Annotated in this window: 6 protein-coding genes; 3 read left to right on the top strand and 3 right to left on the bottom strand. The window is 67.1% G+C overall.

Features of this window, described 5'->3' with window-relative positions; translation table 11 throughout:
• The first annotated feature begins 251 nt into the window (after positions 1-251).
• The 3 genes from GX543_RS15960 (at position 252) to GX543_RS15950 (ending at position 4910) form a co-directional block, all read left to right on the top strand.
• Positions 252-1307: a pentapeptide repeat-containing protein gene (locus GX543_RS15960; protein WP_290853347.1), complete on the top strand. Its 1056-nt coding sequence runs from the start codon at positions 252-254 to the stop codon at positions 1305-1307.
• 116 nt (positions 1308-1423) lie between these two features.
• On the top strand, positions 1424-2512 hold the full coding sequence (locus GX543_RS15955; RefSeq protein ID WP_290853345.1) for a DoxX family membrane protein: 1089 nt from the start codon (positions 1424-1426) through the stop codon (positions 2510-2512).
• A gap of 115 nt (positions 2513-2627) precedes the next feature.
• Positions 2628-4910, top strand: a complete 2283-nt coding sequence (locus GX543_RS15950; protein ID WP_290853344.1) for an ATP-binding domain-containing protein — start codon at positions 2628-2630, stop codon at positions 4908-4910.
• Between the two features lie 177 nt (positions 4911-5087).
• Here GX543_RS15950 and GX543_RS15945 read toward each other — a convergent pair whose 3' ends face one another.
• From GX543_RS15945 to aztD, 3 genes are all read right to left on the bottom strand, one after another.
• Entirely contained in the window at positions 5088-5534 is a 447-nt protein-coding gene (locus GX543_RS15945) for a universal stress protein (protein ID WP_105942625.1), read from the bottom strand.
• A 104-nt stretch (positions 5535-5638) separates the two neighbouring features.
• The gene (uvrB, locus tag GX543_RS15940) at positions 5639-7792 is read right to left on the bottom strand and encodes an excinuclease ABC subunit UvrB (protein ID WP_290853342.1); all 2154 of its coding nucleotides are present in this window, start codon (positions 7790-7792) and stop codon (positions 5639-5641) included.
• Positions 7793-8089: 297 nt separating this feature from the next.
• The coding region (aztD, locus tag GX543_RS15930; RefSeq protein ID WP_290853340.1) for a zinc metallochaperone AztD at positions 8090-9302 on the bottom strand (1213 nt) is incomplete at its 5' end.

Here is a 9302-nt window from a genome sequence, read left to right as displayed (position 1 = left end):
GACAATCCGCTCGACGACTACGTCGCCGCGATGGCCGCGGGCTGCCGATTCGTCCTGATCCGGCACGAGGCGCCTTACGGGCACACGGAGCTCGGGCTACCCGCTTCGGTACCGATCATTCGCTCGTTTGATCAGCTGCCACCCCTGCTCGACGGGCTCGCGCAGTGACAGGCGCGAATTGTCCGCGGCGTACACAAGTTTCACTCCGTGAAGCCGAAGAAGGGGCGCATCACGCCCATAACGATGATCGCGTGCTGTCCGATGTCGAGGTAGTGATCGGTCCGGACGACGAGCTTTCGACACGCAACTGGTCCGGACTACAGCTACGGAACGTCTGGTTTCGCGCGCTGGCTCCCTGCACACTGTCCGGCTTCGACTTCAGTGACGCAGTACTGGAAAACGTCGACTTCACCAACATCTCATTCGAACACGGTAGCTTTGACCGGGCCTTACTGACCCGCGTGGACTTCAGCTGCCGGGTCGGACTCGACCCCCGGATGCGCCGGCCAGAAGTACCCCCGACCTTCAATTTCGTGCAGTTCCGCCGCGCGCGATTGACGAATACATTGTTCAAGTACGCGGTGTTCGAGACCTGTAACTTCAAGGACAGCGAAATATCTCGGTGTGATTTCTATCGTGCCCGGTTCGACGGAATATGCACACTCGAGGACGTCTATCTCGAAGAATCCTCGATCTATCGCACCAACTTCACGGGATCTGACCTTACGCGCCGAAATGTCGCCGGGCCGTCGCTGAATGGTCGGATACTCCCGGAGTTGCCTCAGTCATTCGTCGAGTTCCACGACGACGATCACAAAGAACCCGATCAGACGCAAAGACGGCGGAACTTGGCGCGCGCCCGTATCGAGGCCGCCGAGGTCTACGCAAACCTCGCGGGGCACTTCGCGTCCCGAGGTGACGGCGAGGGAGAGGCATGGGCCTACGTGCGACGCAAGCAATTGGAGCGCCGGATCGCGCGAGACGACCGCCAGTGGCGCCGTTGGCTCGGGCTCAGCGTGGCCGAGTACGTCACCGGATACGGTGAGTCGCTCGCCCGGATCGCGGCCACCGGGCTGTTGCTGATGGCCACTGTCACAGCTGTGCTCATGTCCGTCTTCGGCGCGAGCTTCCCCCAAGCTGCGGAGTTGGGTGTCGCTGCGTTCGTCGGACTGCACTCGGAAGAGACTGTCGCCCAAACGAATGCCGGAGATGGCGCCGACCTCTTATTAGTGGTCGAGACCGCACTTGGCATGTTTCTCATCGGCCTCTTCGGCTTCATTCTCGGCAACAAAATCCGCAATCGGTGACGCAGCGCGCCACGAACACCCATCAGCTCCGAAGTGTGACATCGGCGGCACTGCCCCAGAGATTCAAGGCATACTGTGGGAACCGATCCCGTAACAAACGCTGGAAGGCCCCCGACGTGATTCTCCGCAAGATCGCCCGCCCCCTGCTCGCCTCGGCGTTCATCGCCTCCGGCGCCGAACTGCTGCGCGCCAAGCCGCAGGTCGCCGAGACCGTGCAGCCGATGGTCGACACCGGCCGTGACGCACTCCCTGCGCCGGTGGCGAACAAGCTGCCCGCCAACGCGGCGACGGCGATGCGCATCGCCGGAGCGGTGCAGGTCGGCGGCGGCGTGCTGCTGGCCACCGGCAAGATGCCGCGTGTCGCGTCCGGAGCCCTGGCCGTCTCCCTGCTGCCGGTCACCGCGTACGACGCCGCATTCTTCACCGAAACCGATCCGGTGCGGCGCGAGGCGCGCAAGGTGGGTCTGATCAAGAACGCCGGCCTGCTCGGCGGCGTGCTCATCGCCAGCGCCGACACCGCCGGTGAGCCGTCGGTCGCCTGGCGGACGCGGCATGCAGTCGCCGAAGCCAAGGTCGCAGGGCAGATCGCCGCCAAGGAAGCGACCCTGACCGGCCAGGCCGGCAAGCGCGCGGCGAAGAAGGCGGCCAAGCGCGCCGCCAAACAGACGCTCCGAGCGCACGGACATCCCGTCGCCGCGCTCGCCGTGCCCATCGCGGTCAAGGCCGGGTCGTCGGCGGTGGCGCACGCCCGCGAGGACGGCCACGACGACCTGCACGATCTGGGCGAACGCGCCGCAGTCCTGGCCGACAAGGCCCGGGGCAAGGCCGAGGTGGCCGCGGTCAAGGCCAAGGCGAACGCACCGATCGTCGCCGAGAAGGCGCGCAATCGAGCCGAGGAAGCGGCACTGAAGCTCGCCGACCGCGCTCCCGTCGTCGCCGACGAGGCGAAGCAGCGTGCCGAGGACCTCGCCGGCAAGGTGGCCGAGCGTGCTCCGGTCGTCGCCGAGAAGGCGCGGACCGGGGCGGAACAGGCCAAGGAGAAGGCCGCCGACTTCGCGAGTACGGTCGCCGACCGTGCGCCGGAGGTGGCCGAGGAGGCCGGCCAGAAGGTCGCCGACGCCGGCCACAAGGTCGCTCGGCGCGTCCGCAAGGCGCAGGAGAAGGCCGCCGCCAAGGCGAAGAAGGCCGCAGCGAAGGCGAGCTGACCACACCGCACCGGACGTCACGGCCGGCTGTCGCTCCCGCAGCGACAGCCGGCCGTCGTCTGGGCATCTCGCGTCCCCGGCGTCGGCCGTGCCGACTCAGTACACTGGAGCGACTGTGACACCCGATCCCCGCCTCGCCGAAGAACAGGTGCATCTGGACGTCGTCTACGGGCGGCTCGACCGGATGCGCGCCACCGCCAACCGCCGTCTCTCCGACGCCCTGCTGGAGACGGCCGGCACCCCGCAGGCGCTGTCGGAACGCGAATCCTATGAGCGCCACTACTCGCAGATGCTCACCCAGATCGACGCCGCCGAGCACAACCTGTACTTCGGCCGGCTGGACATGGAAGATCCCGAAGCCGAAAACGGCGGCGTGCAGCGGATCGGGCGCATGGGGATCCTCGACGACGATCAGGTGAGCACACTTCTGCTCGACTGGCGTGCTCCGCTCTCGCGCCCGTTCTATCTGGCCACTCCTGCCGCTCCCGAGGGCGTACGACGACGACGACACCTGCGGACTCGCTCCCGCGCGGTCCGCAGCGTCTCCGACGAGCACCTCCTGTCCGGCGAGATCGACGCCGACGAGGCGCACGACTCCAGCGTGGTGAACGAGAGCGCCCTGGTGGCGGCACTCAACGCCGCCCGCACCGGCCAGATGACCGACATCGTCGAGACCATCCAGCGCGAGCAGGACGAGATCATCCGTGCCGCTCAGCGCGGGATCATGGTGGTGCAGGGCGGTCCGGGCACCGGCAAGACCGCGGTCGCGCTGCACCGGGCCGCTTACCTCCTCTACACCCACCGCGACACTCTGTCGCGCAGCGGTGTGCTCATCATCGGCCCCAACGAAACCTTCCTGGACTACATCGCCCAGGTGCTGCCCTCGCTCGGGGAAACGGGTGTGCTGCTCTCCACCGTCGGCAACCTGTTTCCGGGAATCCGGGCGACCGGCCGCGACGACCGGCGCACCGCCGAACTCAAGGGCGACGCCGCGCGGATGCTGCCGGTTCTCCGCGCTGCCGTCCGGGCCCGTGAATCACTGCCGCCCCGCGGTCTCGAGGTCGAATTCGACGGGTACCGGATCCCGGTCGACGGCGAGATCGTCAAGGCGGCGCGTGCCGCCGCCCGCTCCACCCGGAGGCCGCACAACCTGGCTCAGCGCACCTTTCTGCGCGCGGCCCTGGACGAGCTCGCCGCCGTCCACGCCCGACGACTCGGCCCGTCCACGCTCGACGGTTCACAGTTGCTCACGGCGGGCGACCTCGACGACATCCGCACCGAACTCGAAGCCGAAGACGACGTCGTCCGCACCGTGCTGCAGTTCTGGCCCACGCTGACCCCGCAGCGCCTGCTCCGGGATCTCTACTCCGACAGCGACTTCCGCAAGAAGGTGACGAGGGGTTGGACGGACGACGACCGCGCGGCACTCCAACGGGCGCCGCACCCGCTGCCGGAGGACGCCGACATGTCGCCGGCCGACGTGCCGTTGTTGGACGAGCTCGCCGAGTTGATCGGATACCGCACCGACGAGGCAGAACGCGAGCAGCGTGCGCAGTGGCGCCGTCGCATAGCCGAAGCGCAGGACGCACTGGACATTCTGACGGGTTCGGCGCCGCAGGACCTCGAAGACGAGATGGACCCCGAGCTTCTGATGGCGTACGACCTGATCGACGCCGAGCAGTTGGCCGAACGTCAGGAAGTGGTCGAGTACCGGACGACCGCCGAACGAGCCTACTCCGACCGCAGCTGGACCTTCGGCCACGTGATCGTCGACGAGGCGCAGGAGCTCTCGTCAATGGCGTGGCGAATGATCATGCGGCGCATACCGAACCGGTGGATGACGGTGATCGGCGACACGGCGCAGACCGGCGATCCGGCGGGTACGACGTCGTGGCGTGAGCTGTTCTCGTCGTACGTCGGAGATCGGTGGCGGCTGCGCGAGCTGACGGTGAACTATCGGACGCCGGCCGAGATCACCCGATACGCGAATCGGCTGCTCACCGAGATCGATCCCGCCCAGAGCCCCCCGGAATCGTTGCGCAGCAACGGGATCGAGCCGTATGCAGTGCGCGCTTCGCAGCACACCGCCCTGGAGACGGCCGTACGGACCGCACATTCGGCGGCCTGGCCGGGCTTGACCGCGGTCCTCGCCGCCGACACCGCCTCCGACTCTGCGCTGGCCGTGGACGACCACGACGGAGTCCGGGTGCTGCCGCTCACCGCGGCCAAAGGTCTCGAGTTCGACAACGTGGTCGTCGTGGAGCCCGCCGACCTGGTGGAGGGGTCGCCGAGGGGATTGAGCGACCTGTACGTGGCGCTCACCCGCGCGACGCAGCGCCTCGTGGTGGTGCACGCACGAGAACTCCCGGCAGCGCTCTCAGATCTGCCGGAGGGCTGAGGACGGTTCGGTTTCGACTCGTGGTTCCTGAGCTCCGTCGAAGGGCTGCGCTCGCTCAACCATCGAAAGGGGACGCTCGCTCAACCGTCGAAAGTGGACGCTCGCTCAACCATCGAAGAGGGACGCTGGCCCGGCGGTCGAAAGGAACGCTCGCTCGACCGGCGAGTGAGTCGCCTGCTAGGTGGTGTGGACGATCAGGACGTCGCAGGCGGCCTTGCGGGCGACGTCCGCGGGGACCGAACCGAGCAGGCGCCCGGCGATGGAGTTGAGTCCCTTGTTGCCCACCACCAGCAGATCGGCCTGGACATCGGTGACGAGCTGCAGGAGAGCGTCGACCGGCGCGCCCTTGACGGCGCGGGTGTCGACCACGGCGGCGCCGGCGGCCTTGGCCCGCTCCTTGGCCTTGCGGAGGATCTCCTCGGTGGGCGAGCTGCCCATCACCTGGTACGCATCGGCGCCGAGCGTGTCGGTGGCCGCGCTGGCGAGCTTGCCGTCGTTCGGGAAGTAGGCGCAGGCGATGACCAGATTGGACTTGTCCCCGGAGATGCCGCCCGCACGCGCCACGGCGTGCAGCGAGGACTCCGATCCGTCGGTGCCGACGACGACGGTCTTGTAATCGCTCATTCTTGCTTCTACCTCCGTCAGGGTGCCCGGTACGGCGTCTCCGTACCGGAACGGTGCTTTAGAACATACCTTGCTTACTGAACGGTAGGGACGAGAAAGCGCCGCTACTTGATCCCAGCGGCGTCCATCCCTCGCAGTTCCTTCTTCAAGTCAGCGATCTCGTCGCGCAGCCGGGCGGCCAGCTCGAATTGGAGGTCCCGGGCCGCGTTCATCATTTGGTCAGTGAGTTCCTGGACCAGATCGGCCAGTTCCGCCCTCGGCATGGACGAAGTGTCCCGCTGTTCGATCACCCCGGCACTCACCGACTTGCTCACTTCTCCCTGAGCGCGGCGCCCGCGGCTCGCGTTGCGTCCCGATCCGCCCACCTCGACGGTGTCCTCGGCCTCGGCGTACACCTGGTCGAGAATGTCGTTGATCTTCTTGCGCAGCGGCTGCGGATCGACGCCCTTCTCTTCGTTGTAGGCGATCTGCTTGGCACGACGGCGGTCGGTCTCGTCGATGGCGTTCTGCATCGAGTCGGTGATCCTGTCGGCGTACATGTGCACCTCACCCGACACGTTGCGTGCCGCGCGCCCGATGGTCTGAATGAGCGACGTGGTACTGCGCAGGAATCCCTCTTTGTCCGCGTCGAGGATCGCGACCAGCGACACCTCCGGGAGGTCGAGGCCCTTGCGGAGCAGGTTGATGCCGACCAGCACGTCGTACTCTCCGCTGCGGAGCTGCCGGAGCAGTTCGACGCGCCGCAGCGTGTCGACCTCGGAGTGCAAGTAGCGCACACGGATCCCGAGTTCCAGCAGGTAGTCGGTGAGGTCCTCGGCCATCTTCTTGGTGAGGGTGGTGACCAGGACGCGCTCGTCCTTCTCGGTCCGTTCCCGGATCTCGTGGACCGGGTCGTCGATCTGGCCCTTGGTGGACTTGACGACGATCTTGGGGTCGAGGAGGCCGGTGGGCCGGATCACCTGTTCCACGAACTCGCCGCCGGACTGGCCCAGCTCGTAGGGGCCCGGGGTCGCCGAGAGGTAGACGGTCTGGCCGATGCGGTCGACGAACTCGTCCCAGGTGAGCGGACGGTTGTCGACGGCAGACGGCAGCCGGAAGCCGAACTCCACCAGGTTCCTCTTGCGCGACATATCGCCCTCGTACATGGCACCGATCTGCGGGACCGTCACATGCGACTCGTCGATCACCAGGAGGAAGTCGTCCGGGAAGTAGTCGATCAGGGTGGCTGGCGCCGTCCCGGGGCCCCGGCCGTCGATGTGCCTCGAGTAGTTCTCGATGCCCGAGCAGAAGCCGACCTGGCGCATCATCTCGACGTCGTAATTGGTTCGCATGCGAAGACGTTGCGCCTCTAGGTGTTTGCCCTGCCGTTCGAACTCTTCCAGACGCTGTTCCAGCTCTTTCTCGATCCCCTCGATCGCCCTCGCCATGCGCTCGGGACCCGCGACGTAGTGGGTGGCGGGGAAAATCCGGAGGGAGTCGACCTGGCGGATCACGTCGCCGGTCAGCGGGTGGAGGTAGTAGAGCGCTTCCACCTCGTCGCCGAAGAACTCGATACGGATCGCGAGTTCCTCGTACGACGGGATGATCTCGACGGTGTCGCCGCGCACCCGGAAGCCGCCGCGGGTGAAGGAGACGTCGTTGCGGTCGTACTGGATGTCGACGAGCAGGCGCAACAGCGCATCGCGGTCGATCTGCTCCCCGACGGAGAGTTCCACCGACCGGTCGAGGTAGCTCTGCGGCGTGCCGAGACCGTAGATGCACGAGACGGACGCCACCACTACCACGTCACGGCGGGACAGCAGGCTCGACGTCGCCGAATGCCGCAGCCGCTCGACGTCGTCGTTGATCGAGCTGTCCTTCTCGATGTAGGTGTCGGTCTGCGCGATATAGGCCTCGGGCTGGTAGTAGTCGTAGTAGGAGACGAAGTACTCCACAGCGTTGTTCGGAAGCATCTCACGGAGCTCGTTGGCGAGCTGGGCCGCAAGGGTCTTGTTCGGCGCCATCACCAGCGTCGGGCGCTGCATCTTCTCGATGAGCCAGGCCGTGGTGGCCGATTTTCCGGTACCCGTCGCGCCCATCAGGACGATGTCCTTCTCACCGCCGTTGAGACGCCGCTCCAGGTCGGCGATCGCGGTGGGCTGGTCCCCCGCCGGCTCCAGATCGCTGATCACCTCGAACGCGGCGCTCGAGCGCTCCACCTCGCCGATGGGCCGGTACTCCGAGTGCGCGACGATCGGCTGCTCTGCTGCGAATGCCATGGGGCCAGGATAATGCGGAGGTCCGACACTCAGCGGCGCGTGTCGAGGACCGGGGTCGGCAAGGCTTCCTGGATGTGCGATCGCTGGTGGCGATCGTCAATCCGCGCCTGGCCGCCTGGGCGCCGATCATCCGGTCGAACGGATCCCGGTGGCCCCCGGTCGACTGCCCTGCGACGATCGCATCTGCCGCCTCCACAGACAACCTTCGAGGTCAGACTGCCGTGCACACGAGAACAGGCGGCCTCGGACGATTTGTCCGAGACCGCCTGGTCCCTCGGGCATGCTGGCCGACGACGCTCAGCCCGTGACGCCGGTCATCTCCAGATTGGTCTTGCCGGTGGACTTCTCGGCGATCACCGTGCCGTCGGTCAGGTTCACCGCGAGAATCCGCTGCTTGGCCGGGTCGGTGATGTACGCGGTGGCGCCCAGGACGTACAGGTCGGGCATCGCGTCCTTCCAGTCGTCGGGCTCGGTCCACGGGTCGATCACCGAGTAGGCGGCCGTCTCCCGGCCGGTCTCCGGATCGAAGACGTGCAGTTTGCCGTCGGCGCCGAGGATGAGCGCCTCGCCGTTCGGGCCGCGCCCCAGCGAACGGAAGCTGTAGGTGGTGTCGATGTCGACCACGCGGATGGTTCCGGTGCGGGTGTCGGTGAGCGAGAACTGGCGCGGACGCTCGTGCTCGGCGTCTTTGTCAGTCTTGTAGTCGCCGAGAATGATCGGAGAGGCCTCGCTGCCGGCCTGGTTGCCGATCCGCGCATACGGAGCGGCGGCCTTGATCTTGGTGAACTCGTCACCCTTCACCATGAGAACGCCGTCCTCACAGCCGAAGGTCACGGCGCCGCCCTGTGCGGCCGCCTCACCGTGGAGACCGGGGCACTGATCGTTGGCGGCGAGTGTCGCCCCGTCCGCGCCACGGATGATCGCCCCGGTGCGGCTGTCGGTGTCGCCCACCGAGACGACGACGCTCCCGTCCGTGCGGGCGACCGCCACCCCGTGGTGGGGCTCCACCGTGAAGTCCTCGATCACCGCGCCGTCCGACCCGATCTTCGCCGAGTCGAGGATTCGGACCTCACCGGTGCCGTCGGTGAACAGAGCGGTCTTGCCGTCGTGCACGACGACGTGTCCGGGCTTCTCGCCGCGGTAGACGGTGTCGGTGAACACCGGCTCGGCCGTGTACGAGTGTCCGTGATCGCCGTGCGCCTCGGTCCAGGTGCCGACATCGAGTAGTCGGAAGCCGCTGTCGGTCGAGACGAAGACATAGCGCCCGTCGCCGGCGTCGTTCACGCGCGTGAATCCCTCGACCGGAATGTCCGACACGTTCTCCAGCGTTCGCGCATCGATCACGGCGAGCCCGCCGTCATAGGTCAGGACGAGACGCGGTTGTGCGGTCTGGTGCTCGGCGGCCTGCTGTGCAGGCGCGCTGGACGCGGTCGACGCGTCGTCGCTGCCGGAAGAGCAGCCGACCAGGCCGAGCACCGCCACGGAGGACAGGGCCAGGAGTTTGGTGGTG

Origin of the sequence: Gordonia sp. (in: high G+C Gram-positive bacteria) (genome assembly GCF_012515855.1) — a bacterium.
Taxonomy (GTDB): Bacteria; Actinomycetota; Actinomycetes; order Mycobacteriales; family Mycobacteriaceae; genus Gordonia.
Note: the sequence above shows the minus strand (reverse complement) of the source record. Positions and strands in the feature narration are given on the sequence as shown.

Coding starts and splice junctions, on each gene's coding strand:
- GX543_RS15945 (WP_105942625.1), bottom strand. CDS start 5,534: ATGAGCGATTACAAGACCGTCGTCGTCGGCACCGACGGATCGGAGTCC.
- uvrB (WP_290853342.1), bottom strand. CDS start 7,792: ATGGCATTCGCAGCAGAGCAGCCGATCGTCGCGCACTCGGAGTACCGG.